At 30.3% G+C, this 17804-nt stretch carries 17 protein-coding genes; 10 read left to right on the top strand and 7 right to left on the bottom strand.

Annotated features, from left to right (window positions below; all coding sequences use genetic code 11):
- Nucleotides 1-11 precede the first annotated feature (11 nt).
- On the top strand, nt 12-788 hold the full coding sequence (locus ACQY1Q_RS02395; protein WP_431003686.1) for a sulfite exporter TauE/SafE family protein: 777 nt from the start codon (nt 12-14) through the stop codon (nt 786-788).
- A gap of 58 nt (nt 789-846) precedes the next feature.
- On the opposite strand, the gene ACQY1Q_RS02390 is transcribed toward ACQY1Q_RS02395, so the two are convergent.
- Nucleotides 847-1317, bottom strand: a complete 471-nt coding sequence (locus ACQY1Q_RS02390; protein WP_431003685.1) for a Dps family protein — start codon at nt 1315-1317, stop codon at nt 847-849.
- A gap of 116 nt (nt 1318-1433) precedes the next feature.
- On the opposite strand from ACQY1Q_RS02390, the gene ACQY1Q_RS02385 reads away from it, so the two are divergent.
- Nucleotides 1434-2375 carry a hydrogen peroxide-inducible genes activator gene (locus ACQY1Q_RS02385; protein WP_431003684.1) on the top strand — a complete coding sequence of 314 codons (942 nt, stop codon included), beginning with the start codon at nt 1434-1436 and terminating at the stop codon, nt 2373-2375.
- Between the two features lie 42 nt (nt 2376-2417).
- On the opposite strand, the gene ACQY1Q_RS02380 is transcribed toward ACQY1Q_RS02385, so the two are convergent.
- On the bottom strand, nt 2418-4310 hold the full coding sequence (locus ACQY1Q_RS02380) for a SulP family inorganic anion transporter (RefSeq protein ID WP_431003683.1): 1893 nt from the start codon (nt 4308-4310) through the stop codon (nt 2418-2420).
- A gap of 146 nt (nt 4311-4456) precedes the next feature.
- Between ACQY1Q_RS02380 and pyrR the strand changes: the two genes are divergently transcribed.
- The 5 genes from pyrR to ACQY1Q_RS02355 are packed head-to-tail and all read left to right on the top strand — an operon-like array spanning nt 4457 to nt 7605.
- Entirely contained in the window at nt 4457-5005 is a 549-nt protein-coding gene (gene pyrR, locus ACQY1Q_RS02375; RefSeq protein WP_431003682.1) for a bifunctional pyr operon transcriptional regulator/uracil phosphoribosyltransferase PyrR, read from the top strand.
- 30 nt (nt 5006-5035) lie between these two features.
- Nucleotides 5036-5968, top strand: a complete 933-nt coding sequence (locus ACQY1Q_RS02370) for an aspartate carbamoyltransferase catalytic subunit (RefSeq protein ID WP_431003681.1) — start codon at nt 5036-5038, stop codon at nt 5966-5968.
- 2 nt (nt 5969-5970) lie between these two features.
- Nucleotides 5971-6303: a hypothetical protein gene (locus ACQY1Q_RS02365; protein ID WP_431003680.1), complete on the top strand. Its 333-nt coding sequence runs from the start codon at nt 5971-5973 to the stop codon at nt 6301-6303.
- A 40-nt stretch (nt 6304-6343) separates the two neighbouring features.
- On the top strand, nt 6344-6664 hold the full coding sequence (locus ACQY1Q_RS02360; protein WP_431003679.1) for a T9SS type A sorting domain-containing protein: 321 nt from the start codon (nt 6344-6346) through the stop codon (nt 6662-6664).
- Entirely contained in the window at nt 6664-7605 is a 942-nt protein-coding gene (locus tag ACQY1Q_RS02355) for a ribonuclease Z (RefSeq protein WP_431003678.1), read from the top strand. The genes ACQY1Q_RS02360 and ACQY1Q_RS02355 overlap by 1 nt, the downstream gene beginning before the upstream one ends.
- Here the strand turns inward: ACQY1Q_RS02355 and ACQY1Q_RS02350 are convergent.
- Nucleotides 7602-7964, bottom strand: a complete 363-nt coding sequence (locus ACQY1Q_RS02350) for a CoA-binding protein (protein WP_431003677.1) — start codon at nt 7962-7964, stop codon at nt 7602-7604. The genes ACQY1Q_RS02355 and ACQY1Q_RS02350 overlap by 4 nt on opposite strands.
- Before the next feature lie 93 nt (nt 7965-8057).
- Here ACQY1Q_RS02350 and ACQY1Q_RS02345 point away from each other — a divergent pair, with 93 nt between their 5' ends.
- From ACQY1Q_RS02345 to ACQY1Q_RS02335, 3 genes are all read left to right on the top strand, one after another.
- Nucleotides 8058-8366: a carboxypeptidase-like regulatory domain-containing protein gene (locus ACQY1Q_RS02345; protein WP_431003676.1), complete on the top strand. Its 309-nt coding sequence runs from the start codon at nt 8058-8060 to the stop codon at nt 8364-8366.
- Between the two features lie 169 nt (nt 8367-8535).
- A complete protein-coding gene (locus ACQY1Q_RS02340; protein ID WP_431003675.1) occupies nt 8536-10518 on the top strand; it encodes a TonB-dependent receptor domain-containing protein in 1983 nt (660 codons plus the stop codon).
- A gap of 183 nt (nt 10519-10701) precedes the next feature.
- Complete coding sequence (locus tag ACQY1Q_RS02335) at nt 10702-13095, top strand: TonB-dependent receptor domain-containing protein (RefSeq protein WP_431003674.1); 2394 nt, start codon at nt 10702-10704, stop codon at nt 13093-13095.
- Between the two features lie 60 nt (nt 13096-13155).
- Here ACQY1Q_RS02335 and ACQY1Q_RS02330 read toward each other — a convergent pair whose 3' ends face one another.
- From ACQY1Q_RS02330 to ACQY1Q_RS02315, 4 genes are all read right to left on the bottom strand, one after another.
- On the bottom strand, nt 13156-14865 hold the full coding sequence (locus tag ACQY1Q_RS02330; protein WP_431003673.1) for an ATP-binding protein: 1710 nt from the start codon (nt 14863-14865) through the stop codon (nt 13156-13158).
- A complete protein-coding gene (locus ACQY1Q_RS02325; protein ID WP_431003672.1) occupies nt 14865-15365 on the bottom strand; it encodes a hypothetical protein in 501 nt (166 codons plus the stop codon). Before ACQY1Q_RS02325 ends, ACQY1Q_RS02330 begins: the two co-directional genes overlap by 1 nt.
- A 120-nt stretch (nt 15366-15485) precedes the next feature.
- Nucleotides 15486-17102 (bottom strand): tetratricopeptide repeat-containing sensor histidine kinase, encoded by a 1617-nt coding sequence (locus ACQY1Q_RS02320; protein ID WP_431003671.1) that lies wholly within the window; start codon nt 17100-17102, stop codon nt 15486-15488.
- Between the two features lie 10 nt (nt 17103-17112).
- The gene (locus ACQY1Q_RS02315; RefSeq protein ID WP_431003670.1) at nt 17113-17724 is read right to left on the bottom strand and encodes an alpha-ketoglutarate-dependent dioxygenase AlkB family protein; all 612 of its coding nucleotides are present in this window, start codon (nt 17722-17724) and stop codon (nt 17113-17115) included.
- Nucleotides 17725-17804 lie beyond the last annotated feature (80 nt).

Below are 17804 nucleotides of genomic sequence, written 5' to 3'. Positions count from 1 at the left end.
GTAGCTTATTTATGTTCTATTTTCTTTCTTTAGAGTTATTTTATGATAATTGGTATTTACTAGTGCTCTTTTTTATCATTGCTGTACTATATTCTTCTGTAGGTTTTGGAGGAGGCTCTAGTTATTTAGCTGTGTTAGCACTAACTAGTTTAGCTTTTACACAAATAAGAGCTACTGCCCTATTATGTAATATTATTGTAGTAACCGGTAACGTTATTGTATACACAAAGCAACAACAATATCAATGGAAAAAAGTAATTCCATTAGTGCTGTTTAGTATTCCTTTTGCCTTTATTGGAGGTTATTTACGAATTAGTCAAACCTTTTTCTTTATTCTTTTAGGCTTTACATTACTTTTTGCTGCTATTACTATGTGGGTTTCAAATAAAACAGTTTCAACAGGTAATGTAAATCAATTAAGCGCTTCTAAAAATGCTGCTTATGGAAGTATTATTGGTTTTATTTCAGGAATGGTAGGCATTGGTGGAGGTATTTTTTTAGCTCCTCTTTTACATTTAACCAATTGGGATACTCCTAAAAGAATTGCTGCTACAGCCAGTTTTTTTATTTTGGTAAATTCTATTAGCGGTTTAATTGGTCAATATGCTAACCCTAGTTTTTCTGTTAATTGGCAATTGACTTCTATACTATTGGTTATTGTTTTTATAGGAGGACAAATTGGAAATCATTTAAGTAATAAATTATTGACTCCTATTTTATTAAAAAGAGCAACCGCCATTTTAATTGCTTTTGTCAGTTTGCGTATTTTATGGAAGTTTCTTTTATAAAAATAAAAAGAGGCAACGTTAAATGTTACCTCTTTACTCTCCCCCTAAAATGGACGACTTAGCCTAACCATGCATTCATCATCCATAATGTTTTTTCTTGTTCTGCTATAAAATCGCTCATCATTGAGTTAGTTCCTTCATCATTTGCTTCATCAGATACTTCTAAAATAGCACGTTCTATTTTCAGTAATTCTGATAATGAATCAACTACTAATTTTACAGCTTCAACATCTTTAGATATATTTTTACCTACCGGTACTTTTGCCAGAGCTTCATAATCACTAAATGTATGTAAAGGTGTACCTTGTAATGTTAAAATACGTTCAGCAATTAAATCTACCTTTTCTTGTGCATCTGTATAAAACTCTTCAAACTTTACATGCAATTCAAAAAAGTTTTTCCCTTTTATATTCCAGTGCAATCCTCTAACATTTTGATAATATATTTGAAAGTTAGCCAATAAAACATTTAATTCTTTTACTAAAGTTTCTGTTTTATGCTTGTCTAATCCTAAAACTGAGATTTCCATATTGTATTGATTTTACGTTTGTTACTTTTTCTGCATCAAAATTACCTCAAATTTGAGAGTTAATTCAATAAATTCTATTGATTGTTTTAATATCTTTATCAAAAAATATTATTGAAATGACTATTACACAACTAAAGTATACCTTAGCTGTTGCTGAATATAAAAACTTTACGATTGCTGCTGAAAATTGTTTTGTTACTCAACCTACTTTGAGCATGCAAATTCAAAAGCTTGAAGAAGAGTTAGATGCCAAAATTTTTAACCGCTCAAAAAAGCCTATTGAATTAACTGAAGTGGGCAAACGTATTGTTGAACAAGCAAAAGTAATTGTTGATGAAAGTAATAGAATTATAGATATTGTACATCAACAAAAAGGGTATGTTGGCGGAGAGTTTAAGTTAGGTATTATTCCTACCATTATGCCAACTTTATTGCCAATGTTTTTAAAAACCTTTAATCGTAATTACCCAAAGGTTCAATTAATTATTGAAGAGTTAACTACGGAAGAGATTGTACGAAAATTAACAGATGGTCATATTGATGCAGCCATTGCAGCCACTCCGTTAGAAAATGAAGCTATTAAAGAGCGCGTACTTTATTATGAACCCTTTGTTGGCTTGGTACCGGAAGAACATAAATTATACAAGAAAAATAAACTTACCGTTGAGGAATTAAATGTAGATGATATTTTATTGTTAGAAGATGGGCATTGTTTTAAAGACAGTATTATTAACTTATGCAGAACTAATAAAACTAGCAAAAATTTACATTTTCAATTAGAAAGCGGAAGTTTTGATACGCTTATTAAATTGTCTAAAGATGGATTAGGTATGACTTTATTACCTTACTTAAATACTTTAGATTTAAACGAAAATGACAAAAGACATTTACGTGAATTTGAAACACCACCACCAGCACGTGAGGTAAGTTTAATTTACCATAAATCACAACTTAAAATGCAACTTATAGAAGCGCTAAAAAGTACTATTGACGGAGTTGTAAGAGGTGCTATAGCTTTTAGTGATGTAGAAATTATTAGTCCTTTACATAAAGCTTAAAACTAAAAAATCCCACTCTAGAGTGGGATTTTTTAGTTTTTATTAAAATGTATATTCAGATAACGCCTTTGGGAATTTTTCAGGGTTAGCTGCTAAATGATAACGAGGATCATCAACATCTTCTTCAATAACCTCTGAAAAAACAGGACTGGCTTTATACAATAAAATCTTACAGTCTTCACTTAAATGTTTTAAAGTTATCTTTTTTCCGGCAGCTTGATATTTTTCAACCAAGTTAAATATAGCTTCTATTCCGGAATGATCTGAAATACGTGATTCTACAAAATCTATTTCAACATTATTCGGGTCATTTTTAATATCAAACTTATCATTAAAAGCTTTGATACTTCCAAAAAATAAAGGCCCCCAAATCTCATATACTTTTGTTCCGTCATCTTTCATTCTCTTTCTAGCTCTAATTCTTTTTGCATTTTCCCAAGCAAAAACTAACGCTGAAATAATTACTCCGACAAACACAGCAATTGCTAAATCAAAAACAACAGTTACTGCAGAAACAATAATTAAAACAACTGCATCAGATTTAGGTATTTTATTCATTATTCTAAAGCTAGACCATGCAAATGTTTCTATAACCATCATAAACATAACTCCAACTAAAGCAGCAATTGGCACTTGTTCTATATATTTATCAGCAAATAAAATAAATATCAATAAGGTTACAGCCATCATTACTCCTGATAAACGTCCTCTACCTCCGGCATTGATATTAATTACTGTTTGACCAATCATACCACACCCCCCGGTACCACCAAACAATCCACTTACTATATTACCAGCTCCTTGAGCTACACATTCTTTATTTCCGTTTCCTCTGGAGTCCGTTAATTCATCAACCAAATTCATCGTCATTAAAGTTTCAATTAATCCAACTGAAGCTGCCAAAAATGAATACGGTGCTATAAACTTTAACGTATCTATATTAAAAGGTAAATTACCCCATAACTCAGATAAGTTCATTTTTTTTGATATTTCATCAAAACCATTTAAACCGGCTCCTCCGCCATCTCTAATAAAATCTCCCACATTTATAGCAGGAATTCCTGTAAATACTACAATTAAAGTTACAATTAAAATTGCAGTTAATGCAGCAGGTACTTTAGTTGTTAATTTTGGTAATCCCCAAACAATTAACATGGTTAATAAAACCAAGGCAATCATAGTATATAATTTACTTCCTTGCATTGTTGATTTTACCACTCCTGAATCTTTTACAGAATAAAAACCATCCTCTCCAATATTAAAAACCACCTTTTGCGTAGCTGCATCAAAAACCTGATTTTCGGCAATTATAAAGCTCTTCTTATTGGTTTGAGCATTTAACACCTCACCTTTATTAATTGTAAATAATACGGTATTAGAAGCAATATCTTTAACCTCATTATTTTCAACCTTATAAACAAGCTCTTTACTTTTAGTCTTTCTCTTGTTTTGTCCAAAAATATCTTTCGAATTTTCTTTAAACATTCCTAATTGGGCCATGAAAATTACGATTGCTAAACCATTTACAAACCCCATCATTACCGGGTGTGGTATTAATCTAACAAACTTACCTAGCTTAAACACTCCTGCCAGTACTTGAATAATTCCCATTAAAACAACAGCCGCCAGTAAATAAAAGTACCCCATATTTTCAACAGGTTGTTCAAAAAGTAATCCTTTAGCGTGCCCTTCTTGAATCATATTAACAAAGATAACGGCAACAGCACCGGCCGCTCCGGAAATAAGCCCTGGTCTTCCTCCAAATATTGCCGAAATTATTCCTACTACAAACGCACCAAAAAGAGCTACAATAGGGCTTATTTGTGCAACAAAAGCAAAAGCAACCACTTCCGGAATCATCGCTAATGAAACTGTTATTCCTGCCAGCGAGTCATCTTTTATTTTAATCTTCTTATTTCTAATGTATTTCATCATAATATTTAGAGATTATTGCAAAAGTTGGCAAATGTACCAATAATTTTATGGATTTACTTTTATGTTTCGTTAACTTTAATTTTGCCAACGTGTTTTTTTATCTTAATTTTGAACGTTGAAACTATCAATCAAATTTGGTAGCAACAATGAGCAGAAAAATACTACTTACTTCAAAAGAAATTGAAATCATTCTGCATCGATTAGCGTGTCAGTTAATCGAAAACCATAACGATTTTTCTAATACTGTTTTAATTGGTTTACAACCAAGAGGGACTTATTTAGCGCAACGTTTGGCTAAGCTTTTAAAGAATGATTACGGAATTAACAATTTACAACTAGGTTTATTAGACATTACTTTTTATCGTGATGATTTTAGAAGAAGAGATGAGCCTTTAGAGGCTACCTCTACACAAATAGATTTTCTTATAGAAGGTAAAAATGTTGTTTTTATTGATGATGTATTATACTCCGGAAGAAGTGTTAGATCAGCCCTAACGGCAATACAGTCTTATGGTAGACCGGAAAGCATAGAACTTTTAGTATTAATAGATAGAAGATTTAGCCGTCATTTACCTATTCAACCCAATTACAGAGGTAGACAAGTTGATGCCATAAATGAAGAAAAGGTGGTTGTTAATTGGAAAGAAACACATAAAAAAGATGCCATTTATCTTGAACCCAAGCAAAAAGCTTGATAATATTATGATTAAAAAAATACGTTAAGAATGAAGCAGTTAAGTGTAGAGCATTTATTAGGCATAAAATATCTTAACAAAAATGATTTAGATCTTATTTTTGAAACTGCCTCTCATTTTAAAGAAGTTATTAACAGACCCATTAAAAAGGTTCCTTCGTTAAGAGATATTACCATTGCAAACTTATTTTTTGAAAATAGTACGCGAACTAAGCTCTCTTTTGAACTAGCTGAAAAGCGTCTTTCTGCAGATGTGATTAATTTTTCGGCAGGGCAATCTTCTGTTAAAAAAGGTGAAACTCTTATTGATACGGTTAACAATATTCTTTCTATGAAAGTAGATATTGTTGTTATGCGTCACTCTAATGTAGGAGCCGGAATTTTTTTATCTAAACATGTAGATGCTAAAATAATAAACGCCGGTGATGGTACACACGAGCATCCAACTCAAGCTTTATTAGATAGCTTTTCAATGCGTGAAGCTTTGAACAGTGATTTAAAAGGTAAAAAAATAGTTATTGTAGGTGATGTTTTGCATTCTCGTGTAGCCCTATCAAATATTTTTGCTTTGCAACTACAAGGAGCTCAAGTAAAAGTATGTGGCCCTACTACGTTAATTCCAAAATACATAACTAGTTTGGGCGTTGAAGTAGAAACAAACTTAAAGAAAGCCCTAGAGTGGTGTGATGTAGCTAACGTACTTCGTGTACAACACGAAAGAATGGCTATTAAGTATTTCCCTTCAACCAGAGAATACACACAACTATTTGGTATTAATAAGGAAATTTTAGACAGTCTTGATAAGAAAATTGTTATCATGCATCCCGGACCTATTAACAGAGGTGTTGAATTAACAAGTGATGTGGCTGATAGTGATCAATCTATTATCTTGAATCAGGTAGAAAATGGTGTGGCTGTAAGAATGGCTGTTATTTATTTGTTAGCACAACAAATAAAAAGATAAGTATGAACATCGAAAAAAAACAACACTATAATTTAGTTTCCACAACTCAAACATCGTTTGAAGAATTCTTTAACAGCTTTGAAGAACAATACAATACCCTCAAAGAAAATCATGTTGTTGTAGAAATTAATCCGGAAAATAATTTTATTGAAAAAAATATTTTATTATTTTTGAAATATGCCGATTTACATCAACAAAATGGCATGTCTTTTGTAGTAGTGTGCAGTAATGTTGATGTAGATAATTTTCCGGAAACGTTTAACATCGTTCCTACTTTAATAGAAGCAGAAGATGTTATTGAAATGGAAGATATTCAGCGTGATTTAGGTTTTTAACCTAGTAGTAAAATTATTCATAACCCCTAATGAATTATTTATGATAAAAAAATTACTCGTAGTTATATTTTTTTTGGTGTCGTTTTCAATTTTTTCTCAAGAAAAATCTCTTGATAAGTTGACTACTTCTCCAAACCCTTTTAGTAATCAAACTGAGATTTCTTTTAAATCGAATACAGAACAATATGTTATCTTAAGCATTAGAAATGTATTAGGTAAAACTGTTTTTTCTGAAGAATTAAAAGTTAAAAAAGGTAAAAACTCATTTCAATTTAAACGTAACGATTTAAAACCAGGTATGTATATTTATGCCATTCAAACCAATAAAGAAGTAGTTTCAAAACGCTTCGTTATTAGATAATGAGTATAAGCCTTACTATTTTAGGATGCCATTCTGCAACTCCGCGTGCTAACGCCTACCCTACTTCTCAGTATTTAGAGATTAATAATCGACATTTTTTAATTGATTGCGGAGAGGGCACTCAACGTCAAATGCGAAAATATAAGGTTGGCTTTTCTAAAATAAATCACATTTTTATTTCTCATTTACACGGTGATCATTTTTTTGGTTTAATAGGACTTATTTCAACATTTGGAATATTAAACAGAGAAAAAGATTTACATATATATGGACCTAAAGGAATTAAAGAAGTTACTGTTTTACAATTGAAACTTTCAAAATCGTGGACAAAATATACGTTAGTTTTTCATGAGCTCACCTCAAATGAAAGTGAATTGATTTTTGAAGATGATAATGTAATCGTTCATACGATTCCTTTAGATCACAGAGTATATACCAATGGTTTTTTATTTACCGAAAAGCCTAAATTAAAAAAACTGCATATTGACAATATTAAGCAATATGATGAAATTGAAACTTGTGATTATCATAATATAAGAGCAGGTAAAGATTTTGTACTTTCTACCGGTGAAGTAGTTCCTAATAGCGAGCTTACAATTGAGCCAGAAAAGCCTAAAAGCTTTGCTTTTTGTAGTGATACTGCTTATAAACCGGATATTATTCCTACTATAAAAAATGTAGATGTTTTATACCATGAGGCTACTTTTTTAAAAGACAAAGAAAACTTATGTGAAAAAACTAAGCATTCTACGGCTGAACAAGCAGCTTCCATAGCTAAACAAGCTCATGTTGGTAAATTAATCATTGGGCATTATTCAAGTAGATATAACAATATTTTAAGCTTTAAAGAAGAAGCTCAAACTGTTTTTGAAAATGTTGAATTAGCTGAAGCAGGAAAAAGATATTCTATTGATTCTTTTCCTGTTGAAATTCTAAACTAATATTGATTGGTAGATAAAAGTACTAATGTACAAGCTATTTCTACGTTTATTCCTTTAGTTTCTAATAATTGAATAAACTCTATATTTTCGGTACCCGGATTAAAAATAACTCTTCTGGGTTGTAATTTTAAAATATATTCATAGTATTCTTCTTGTGCAAACGGATTAAGATAAAGTGTTACCGTATCAATAGCTTTAAATTGCGGTTTATTTGTAACAATAGCAACAGTATCTACAACACCTTCTTTCTTACCAATTGCTTTTACTTTAAATCCTTTACTTACAAGCATTTTTATTGCTTTGTTAGCATATCTGCTCTCATTTAGAGAAGCTCCAACCACTAATGTATACGATTCCATTTTTGTTAATAATACGTTAAATAAGATAACATTTAGTAACAAAAGTAACACAATAAGGTCTACTAGACATTAAGACAATTCAAAATTAACAAAATGAAAAAAATATTATTGTTATTATTAACTATACTAAGCATATCATCTTATGCGCAAATGCCTAAAAGCATTTTACCTAAACCCGGATCCGTTTCCGGAAAGGTAGTTGATGTCAACTCAAAAGAACCATTGCCTTATGTTAACATAATTATCAAAGATGCTGCCAAAAAAGTTTTAACCGGTGGAATAACCGATGAAAACGGGCTATTTAATGTAAAAAATATTCCTGAAGGAAACAGTATTGTTGAAATTCAGTTTATTGGTTACAAAACGGTAAGCAAACCCATTACGATTAATAGAGACAATTAAGAATGTTGAATTAGGAACTATTCAGTTACAAGAAGATTCTACAACGTTAGATGAAGTTGAAGTAAGAGCTGAAACATCATCAGTTACTCAAAAAATAGACAGAAAAGTAATTAATGTTGGAAAAGATTTAACTTCTGCCGGAGCAACGGCTTCTGAACTTTTAAATAATGTGCAATCTGTAAGTGTTGACAGCCAAACCGGTAATATTAGTTTGCGTGGTAATGAAAATGTTCGTGTATTAGTTGACGGGAAACCTACAAACATTCCTGCTTCTCAATTATTAAAACAAATACCTTCATCATCTATTAAAAGTGTTGAATTAATTACCAATCCATCTGCTAAGTACAATCCGGAAGGAATGAGTGGTATTATTAATATTATTTTAAATAAAAATGCCAATATGGGCTTTAATGGTTCTATAAATACAGGTGTTGAAGCCGGACATTATGTGCGCAACAATGCTTCAACTAATATGAACTATAAAACCGGTAAGGTTAACTTTTTTGGAAACTATGGCTTTAACGGAGGTGACCGATATAACTTTGGATATGTAAACAGGCCAGGAACAAACTATCAAGATTTTATTTTTGTAAATGATAATGAATCTCATTTATTAAAATTTGGAGCAGATATTTATCTTGATGATAAAAATACATTATCTTTTTACACAACTCAAAACTGGTTTGACAGCAATGCTAACGGACGTGCCTTAATTACCAATAATGCCGGAAATGTAGTTAGTAATGCGCCTAATACTCAAAATTCTGACAGTAAAAATCAAACTTATAACATAAACTATAAGCATGATTTTGATAAAGAAGGGCATAATATTGAATTTGAAACCACTTATTCTAAAAACAACTCTCCTAACTTTTTAGTAAATAAAGATTTAACATTAACTAATGTTGACAGAGACTATAAATTGTTAAATTATTTTAATGATATTAATAACGTTGGAGAAAATGTTTTGATTAATTTAGATTACACCAACCCAATTAGTGAAAAGGGTAAATTAGAATTAGGTTTAGAATATAGAACTAACACTACCGATAATACCAATCTAACAGATCAGGAAAGACATTTAACTGATAATGCTTTAAATATTATTGGTACCACTCCAATAGGAAACTCTGAATTTACTTACGATAGAAAAATTTATTCGGGATATGTAAACTATGGACACCAATTTGGAAAAGTAACCATGCAGTTAGGAGCTAGATTTGAACAATATTCTATTGAAGGTGTATTTAGCCAAGAAACAAAACCTACAGCTACGATAACTGATGATATTTTTACAGTATACCCATCAGCCTTTATTACATTTACTCCTACAGATGCTAATCAGTTTCAATTAAGCTATAGTAAAAGAGTAGACAGACCAAGTATTCAACAAGTAAACCCTATAAGAGAATGGAGTACGCCATTAATTACTTCGGTTGGTAATGAAAATCTTTTACCTCAATTTACAAACTCTATTGAGTTTAACTATACTCGAAAAATCAAAGGAGGTTCTCTAACTTTTGGAAGTTTTTATAGAAATGTTAATGATGTAATTTCTAGAGTAACTTACAAAGATCCAACTGATGTTTCAAACTCAAGACAAATTTTGACTTTCCAAAACTTTGATGATACCAATGCTTACGGTTTAGAATTCTCTGTTAATTATAAAATTGCTAAATGGTGGAGAGCTAATGCAAGTATGGATGTTTATTCTCAAAAACAATACGGAACCACAGATTTAAACAATCCTAATGCACCTAGATTAGAAGTAAAAAATGAGGTGTTTAATGCCAGAATAAGCAATAGCTTTAATGCTTCTAAGAATTTAAGTCTACAATTATTCGCTATGTATAGAGGTTCTAACCAAGATATTCAATGGAAAGTTGCTCCTATGTCTATGGTTAATTTCGGGGCTAACTATTCAGTTTTAAAAGGAAAAGGAAACATAACTTTTAGAGTAAATGATATTTTCAATACAATGAAATTCCAATTCAATTCGAGCAATCCTTTCACACAAGATGGTCGTTTTAAATGGGAAAGTAGAACTACCTATATTGGTTTTAACTATAGATTTGGTAGTGGAAAAAACAAAGCTAAAGCTCGTAAACAAAGAGACAGCAATGAAAAACAAGGTGGCGGTGGTTTTATGTAAAAAATAAACATCCGTACAGAAAAACTCCAGATATTAATTTATCTGGAGTTTTTTTTTTATACTTGCAGTGTATTTCGGTCTTCTGAAATATTCCCCTCATTTGGCTATACTTATCTATAAGAATACTACTAGGCACCTCTTACCCTATTTTATAAGAACCTTGTCTTATTACTAATCCCTATAATGAAAAGATTAATATTAATATGCTTACTCATCAATACATATACTCTCTTCTCCCAAAAAAGTATTTCAGGAGAAGTTAATGGTTATGTATTAGATAAAAAAGATAAAATAGCTATTCCTTATGCCACAGTTACCTGTAAAACTGATAAAGAAAAAATAATTACTGGTGGCATTACTGACAAAAAAGGGAAGTTTTCCTTAAAAAAAATCCCTCTGGGCACCTATTTAATTGAGATTCAGTTTATAGGATATACTTCAATAACTCAAGCTATAACGCTTACTTCAAAAGAAAATAAAATCAATCTAAGTCCAATATTTTTAGAAGAAAACAATACCTCACTAAATACTGTTGAGATTGATAGTGAAGTAACTAGTGTAGTACAAAAAGTTGACAAAAAAATTATCAATGTAGGAAAAGATTTAATAGCTACCGGAAGTAACTCTTTACAATTATTGCAAAATATACCTTCTGTAGATGTTAATTTACAAACCGGAAGTATCAGTTTACGAGGTAATGAAAATGTTAGAGTGTTAATTAATGGAAAGCCTTCTAACATGAATACCGCACAACTTTTAAGACAAACACCTTCTGCTTTAATTAAACAAATTGAAATTATCACTACTCCTTCTGCTAAATACAATCCTGAAGGAATGAGTGGTATTATTAATTTTATCCTACGAAAAAATACCGATTACGGCTTTAACGGTAACGTCTTTTTTGGTACAGAACATAGTAAAAACACGCGACCTAGCGGAACCTTAGATTTTAATTATAATACCGGAAAAACTAACTATTTTGGTAATTATAGTATTAGCTTTGGTAAAAGTGCAACCTTGCAACGTCTTAGTAGAGAGGATAAGGTATTGAATCAACACTTTGATTTCTTACATAATTATACAGATCAGGCCTTTAAGGTAGGCTCAGATTTTCACCTGAACAGTAAAAGTACCTTGTCTTTATATACGTATCAGAACTACAGTTCTTCTACTCTATATACAAATACTACTGTTCAATCTGACACCAATTCATTATATACTCCTAACCTATCCGATTATAATGAGTCTGAACAAATTTATAATGTAGATTATAAATTAGATCTAGATGACAATGGAGGAAATTTGGAATTGGAAGCTAATTATAGTATTCATAAAAACCCGGAAACCTCTATTAACCGATTTCCTGACGATGAGAACAATAAACAACTTAATTATACTAATGCTATAACTGATACACGAAAATCTTGGTTGGTTAATTTAGATTATGAAAAAGTCATTTTTAATGATTATAACTTAGAAGTAGGTTTAGAATACAGAAGTCAAAAAATGCACAGTACAATTGTAACAGACCAAGAAATTGAAGTAGGTTCGCCTCCTACTGTTCAACCTAAGGGGAATACCGAGTTTAATTATGATCGATATATGTATTCAGGGTATTTTAATATTCACAAAACTTTTAATAAGCTTTCCCTTCAAACAGGTATTCGATTTGAGCAATTTTTAGTTGAAGGTTTATTTTCTAATACTCAGCAGAGTGCTAAAATGCCTTATTCTGATAAAATATTTAGTGTATACCCTTCCTTATTTATTACTTACAATATCAATGAAAAAGAAGATATTCAAATAGCTTATAGCAAAAGAGTTGACAGGCCTTCCATGTTTCAGGTAACTCCTATTCAAGAATGGGTTTCTCCTTTGACTATTTCAGAAGGAAATCAAACCTTAGTTCCTCAATTTACAAACTCTGTTGAATTGAATTATTCAAAATCATTTAGCAAGGGGTCTGTAACTTTTGGTACTTTTTACAGAATTATAACTGATAAAATAGGTAGAATTATTCAGCAAAATGCTTCTAATCCGGACAAACAAATTATCTCTTATAACAATTATGATTCCGCTAACAGTTATGGTGTTGAAATTTCTGCTTCTTATAACGCTTATTCTTGGTGGAAAATAGCACCAAGAATAGAAACGTATATTCAAGACTCTCAAGGCATTGTAAACCAAAAAGAAGAACGTATAAAAAATACGCTATTTAAAACAACTGTTAATAATAGATTTAAAATCAGTAAACGTTTACGAGCTCAATTAACAGCTATACATAAAGGTACAAGTAAAAATGTTCAGTTTGAGGTTAAACCGTATACTATGATCAATATTGGGGCTAGTTTAAGTGTGTTAGATGGTAAAGGAACAGTAACTTTTAGAGGCACTGATATTTTTAACGGTCTTAATTATGACTATTCTTCTGAAAGCCCTTTTCCACAAGTTGGTCATTATGACTTAGAATATGATACTGTTTTTCTTGGATTCAGTTATAATTTCGGAAGTTCTAAAAACAAATCCAGAACGCGAAAATACAGGGATGAAAATGAAAGTTCCGGTGGTTTATTTTAACTAAACTTTTTTATCAAAATAGTAGAGCTCACTAAAAAGCGAGCTCTTATTATTTGTTCTTTATTCCTCTATACTAGGTAATAGAATGGTAATTTTTGTTCCTTTTCCTACTTCACTTTCAAAAGTAATACTGCCTCCGTTTTTCTTAACTAATGTTTGACATAAGAGTAATCCTAAACCAACTCCTTTAGATCTGTCTATTTTGTCAATAGTTAAATCTTTTAGAGCATTAATTTTATCCAGTTTTTCCTGTGGTATACCAATTCCGGTATCTTGAACTGTTATATAGGCTTCCGTATCAGAATAGGATCCGGTTTTAACAGTAATCTCACCTTCTCTATTCATATACTTTACAGCATTGTCTAATAAATTACGTAATACTATTTTAAGGGACTCTTTATCTGCTTTTACTAATACATTTTCAAGTTCACTATTTATGGTAATTCCCTTAGCTTCTACCAGAGTTGCATAATCATGTAAAACATGTTGTACCATTGGGCGCAAAGCATATTCTTTAGTATCAAACAATAATTGATTACTTTGTTCTAATGACCAATGTAACACATTATTTAGTAAATGACTTGTGCTTTCTGTTACCGCTATAGCTGCATCTGTTGCCGCTCTTAATGCTGGTAAATCATTATTTTCAATATGATTTTTTAGCTCTATATGCTTTCCTCTAATGGTATTAATAGGAGAACGTAAATCATGTGATACTACTGAAAATAAATAGTCTTTGGTTTTATTTGCTATGTTAAGGTCTTCTTTTTGTTGTGTAATTAATGTGTTTTGCTTTTTTAGCTTTTTATATAAAAACCCTAAAAAACCAATAAAAATAACTAATCCGGAAGCACCAGCAATTAAACCATTTTGTACTAGTTTTTGGCGTTTTAATTGTTCTTCTTGAAGCACAATTTCTTGTTGTTTTTGTGCTAAGGCTATTTGTTTATCCTTTTCAGCTAATCCAATAATATTATCTCTGTTCCAAATGGAATCTTTCCATTTAATATATTCTCTATAATATTCAACACTCTCTTTGTAACGTTTTCTATTACGTTCAACAATAGCCATATTATAGGTGGAGTTTTGTTTTAATTCCAAGTTAGAATATATCTTTGACAAGTTATATGCTTCAGTAAATAAAGGAATAGCTTCATCATCTAAATACTGATTATAATACACATTAGCTAAATCCATCTTCAATGCTATTATATCCAACGTATCCCTTTTTTCAACTAGCTCAATTTCCTTATCAAAATATTCCTTTGCCTTAACATATTCTTTTTTATGCATATAACACAAACCAATGTTATGAAAGCTATCCATCTTAAGCTTTCTTTCAGATCCGTATAAAGAATCTAAAGATTCCCATTTTACATAGTGTTCAAGAGATTCATTATAGTTCTTTAAGTGTAACTGAATCAGCCCCAATTGAGATTCCTTTAACCCAATAAATTCGGGGTTATCGGATATCCTCTTTAAATTTTCAAGAGCCTTTTTAAATAATTTCTTTTTCCTAGAACTAAAGCTTTGTATATAATTTAAAATATCGCTTTCCTTTTGTGATTTAGATTCGACTAAAGCCCTACTTGAATAAACATAGCAGGAATCGAATTCTTTATTTATATAAAAATCAAAAGCTTTACAAAAAAGCTTTTGATTTTTTTCACATATTTTCTTAGCATTATTAATCAAATTATCGTTAGACGTTTGAGAAACTATGCTATTACTTACAAATATAAAAAGTAATAAAACGTAATTCTTAATCATTAACCTTTTGGAGTACTAATAGTTCCTCTATCTGTTTCAGGATCTTCGTCTTTTTCTCTTACAAATATAGCATCCACAGAAGGTGTTCCTTCTTCTAGCTCATAAGTGAATTGTATATAGTATAAATCGTAATTTACAGCTTCTTCAGAACAGTTAAACTCTACTCGAAAATCTCTACATAATATTGGTATTGGTTCATTATTTTTATTCAATGCATTAACCGTAATAGGTCCATAATAATCTAAATAAATTTTATCTTCAAATAATGGTAAGCCACTAGTATTTTCAACTGGATTTAAAGGTTGGCTACCCGGCAAATACGCCAATACTGTTACCGTGTAAGGAACATTATCTCCATTTTCTAAAGCCGAAATATTAACTAGCGGTCCTTGAGGTCTGTATTCTGGTTCAATATTAGTGTCAAATTTTTTAAAATCAACTAAACTTAAAGTTAATCCGTTAACAGAAACAGATTGTGTTGTAATTGTAGTGTTTTTCATGTTTTTTATATTAAGATTTGGTTTAATGTTAATTCCAAATTTACAATAAAAATTGAATTATGATTAAAACCTACCTCCTTTTAACTTTCCCTTTTTAGTATCTTTATAAGTATCAGTTAATCAACTGATTTTTTTAAAAGGTATATAAAAAGTTAATATAGTTCCTTTATTTATTCCCGTTTGTATATTCAACTTTCCTTTAATAGCATCTACTCTCGAAACTATATTTTTTATCCCTATTCCTTTATTGTATTGTTCATTATTATAAATAAAGCCGGCACCATTATCTTCAATTTTCATATATAAAGTACTCTCTTCTAAAGAAATAGTTACACTTACCTGTGTTGCTTCTGCATGTTTAACTATGTTATGTATAGCCTCTTGTAATATCCTATAAATATTAACTTTTAAACTCTCTTCAATTTCTTCTAACTTTCCAAAATCCGGGATATTCAATTCATACTCAAATTTGGCTATTTTACTTTTCTCTTCTAATAATTTTTTTATTAAGGCTGAAAAATTATCCTGTTTAGCTAACGGAGTATTCAACTTATGAGATACATCACGAATCTCTTCTTCGATCTCTTTTAACTCATCCAAAAAATATTGATACTTTTCTATTATTTTATTATTTCCTTCTATTTGTAAATAACCTAACCCAAAACGAATTCCAAATAGTTTACCTAGAATCCCATCGTGTAATTCTTTTGATATTCGTTCTCTTTCCTCATTAGTTTTATTAATTGAACTTATATAATTTTGATACTTAACTTGTCTCTGTTTCAGTATAAACATTAACATTAAAACCCCTAAGCAAAAAATAGCTATTATTACTATAAACCACTTAATTAATTTCTGCCTTTTTAACTCTTCATTTTTAACCAACAATTCTTTCTCTTTTTGAGCTAAGGCTACCTGTTTATCTTTCTCCGTTAATTCCCAAATTTTATCTCTGTTCCATATAGAATCTTTCCATTTATTAAACTCTTGATAGTAAACCAGACTTTTTTCAAAATTCTTTCTATTGCGCTCAACAATAGCCATATTATATGCTGAATTTTTTTTAAACCTCAAATCGGAATATAATTTAGCTAATTCGTATGACTCTAAAAATAAAGGAATTGCTTTATCATCTAGATATTGATTATAGTAAATATTTGCAAATTCCATTTTAGACATAATAATATCTGATGTATCTTTTTCTTTTACAATAGTTTCTTCTTTTTTGAGGTAATCTTCTGCCTTTTCATATTCTTTAATATGAATGTAACAAATTGCTATATTATGAATTGTTAACTTTCTATATTTAAATGACAATCGACTTTCTTCTTTCTCCAATTTATGTAAGTTATCAAGAGCTTCTTTAAAATTTCTATTTTTAAGATGAATATATGCTAAACTAAACCTTTTTAAATTTCTATATTCACTAGTATCTGAAATTTCTTGTAAATTAGTCATTGCCTGCTTTAATAGATTTTTCATAATAGCAGAATGTCCTTGTATATAATTTAAAACTTCTTTTCCTTTATAATTTTTATCTAAATTTCGGAGTGCTTTAGCACTATAAACATAACACGAGTCATATTTCTGCTCTTTATAATATTTATAGGCTTTACAAAAATCATTATTTTCTTGATTGCATATTTTTTCAGCTTCTTTGTAAAGTATTTCCGTTTCTGTTTGCCCATAAACAAAAACGGTAATTAGTAGTAATAATACACTTAAACACTTTTTCATACGCAATATGTTATGGTTCTATAATAGTTCTAAAAGTTAAATTTATTCTGGGTCTATGTACTTTTTTAGTGGGTGGTAAACGATGTAACCAATGGGTTTGTGTGGTATCTTTCATTACCAATAAAGAACCATGTTGTAATATTAATCCTATAACCTCTTTACTTACTTTATGTTTAAATGCAAATTTACGTTCTGCCCCAAAAGTTAATGAGGCTATAGCTCCGTTCTTTTTTAAATCTTTTTCCCCGTCAGCATGCCAGGCCATTCCTTCTGAACCGTTATGATATAAATTTAGCAAGCATGAATTGTAGGTTTCTTGTGTTTCTCTTTCCACCAGTTCTTTCAATACTACTAACTCTTTTGTAAACGGTAATGCCACTTTTGTTGTGTTAGAATAAGAATATTCAAAAGGTTGACTGGCATACCAAGCTACTTTTCTTTTAGTTACCATGCGCTTTCCAAAAATAATAGCTTCATCATTTTTCCATTCAATTGAATTGAGTAAGTATTCATAATACTGATCTGAAGATTTTCTATCTAATACTAATCCGTGATATAGTACGGTACCATCTTTTGGAAGTAAGTTTTTCTGTGGTTCTTCAAATTGAGAAAATAAATCCATAACGTTAGCAGTTAGCAGTTAGCAGTTAGCAGTTAGCAGTTAGCAGTTAGCAGTTAGCAGTTAGCAGTTAGCAGTTAGCA

This window comes from Tenacibaculum sp. TC6 (assembly GCF_050606265.1).
Classification (GTDB): Bacteria; Bacteroidota; Bacteroidia; order Flavobacteriales; family Flavobacteriaceae; genus Polaribacter.
Note: the sequence above shows the minus strand (reverse complement) of the source record. Positions and strands in the feature narration are given on the sequence as shown.

Bases quoted from the DNA above. Each gene is read 5' to 3' on its own strand.
- ACQY1Q_RS02395 (WP_431003686.1), top strand. From the start codon at position 12: ATGTTCTATTTTCTTTCTTTAGAGTTATTTTATGATAATTGGTATTTA.
- ACQY1Q_RS02390 (WP_431003685.1), bottom strand. From the start codon at position 1,317: ATGGAAATCTCAGTTTTAGGATTAGACAAGCATAAAACAGAAACTTTA.
- ACQY1Q_RS02385 (WP_431003684.1), top strand. From the start codon at position 1,434: ATGACTATTACACAACTAAAGTATACCTTAGCTGTTGCTGAATATAAA.
- ACQY1Q_RS02380 (WP_431003683.1), bottom strand. From the start codon at position 4,310: ATGATGAAATACATTAGAAATAAGAAGATTAAAATAAAAGATGACTCG.
- pyrR (WP_431003682.1), top strand. From the start codon at position 4,457: ATGAGCAGAAAAATACTACTTACTTCAAAAGAAATTGAAATCATTCTG.
- ACQY1Q_RS02370 (WP_431003681.1), top strand. From the start codon at position 5,036: ATGAAGCAGTTAAGTGTAGAGCATTTATTAGGCATAAAATATCTTAAC.
- ACQY1Q_RS02365 (WP_431003680.1), top strand. From the start codon at position 5,971: ATGAACATCGAAAAAAAACAACACTATAATTTAGTTTCCACAACTCAA.
- ACQY1Q_RS02360 (WP_431003679.1), top strand. From the start codon at position 6,344: ATGATAAAAAAATTACTCGTAGTTATATTTTTTTTGGTGTCGTTTTCA.
- ACQY1Q_RS02355 (WP_431003678.1), top strand. From the start codon at position 6,664: ATGAGTATAAGCCTTACTATTTTAGGATGCCATTCTGCAACTCCGCGT.
- ACQY1Q_RS02350 (WP_431003677.1), bottom strand. From the start codon at position 7,964: ATGGAATCGTATACATTAGTGGTTGGAGCTTCTCTAAATGAGAGCAGA.
- ACQY1Q_RS02345 (WP_431003676.1), top strand. From the start codon at position 8,058: ATGAAAAAAATATTATTGTTATTATTAACTATACTAAGCATATCATCT.
- ACQY1Q_RS02335 (WP_431003674.1), top strand. From the start codon at position 10,702: ATGAAAAGATTAATATTAATATGCTTACTCATCAATACATATACTCTC.
- ACQY1Q_RS02330 (WP_431003673.1), bottom strand. From the start codon at position 14,865: ATGATTAAGAATTACGTTTTATTACTTTTTATATTTGTAAGTAATAGC.
- ACQY1Q_RS02325 (WP_431003672.1), bottom strand. From the start codon at position 15,365: ATGAAAAACACTACAATTACAACACAATCTGTTTCTGTTAACGGATTA.
- ACQY1Q_RS02320 (WP_431003671.1), bottom strand. From the start codon at position 17,102: ATGAAAAAGTGTTTAAGTGTATTATTACTACTAATTACCGTTTTTGTT.
- ACQY1Q_RS02315 (WP_431003670.1), bottom strand. From the start codon at position 17,724: ATGGATTTATTTTCTCAATTTGAAGAACCACAGAAAAACTTACTTCCA.